General features: G+C 33.1%; 1 protein-coding gene. It reads left to right on the plus strand.

Annotated elements, in window-relative coordinates:
- The coding region (locus SH09_RS16680; RefSeq protein ID WP_042740192.1) for a hypothetical protein at positions 1 to 493 on the plus strand (493 nt) is incomplete at both ends.

Below are 493 nucleotides of genomic sequence, written 5' to 3' on the forward strand. Positions count from 1 at the left end.
GTTTCTTATGCAAAGGTTGGAAACCAAACACTTCAAAATGGTGATAAGGCTGTTGTCTACTATAAGAAAACATATTTAGATAATAGTGGAACGGCTATTATAGAAGGGTACACTGTTTACTCTAACAATCCTCAAACATTACCAACAGCTGAAGAATTCTTTAAAAACAAAGAGAACTATACAGTTATTGAAGATAAAATATTTAGTCCCACTCAAGAACAGTTTGAATCAAATGCTGGAAAAGTTGCATTGGACAAAGCTATAGCTAATGAGATAACTTTTGCGAAAACTAGCGATCTTGATAGTACAATGATGGATGTTGGTGGAAATTTGACTTCAGTTAGTGAAGTCTACGGCCCTCAATATCATAAATTAAGTGACATCATTTCCCAAGATGAAAAAGCATTTTACAGAATTCGTTTTTCTAATAATGGAGATGTAACAAATCTAGCAGGTGATTACTTAACGATTCCTCAAGATGAAAAAAGTTTGA

Source organism: Staphylococcus gallinarum (genome assembly GCF_000875895.1).
In the GTDB taxonomy this organism is placed as follows: domain Bacteria; phylum Bacillota; class Bacilli; order Staphylococcales; family Staphylococcaceae; genus Staphylococcus; species Staphylococcus gallinarum.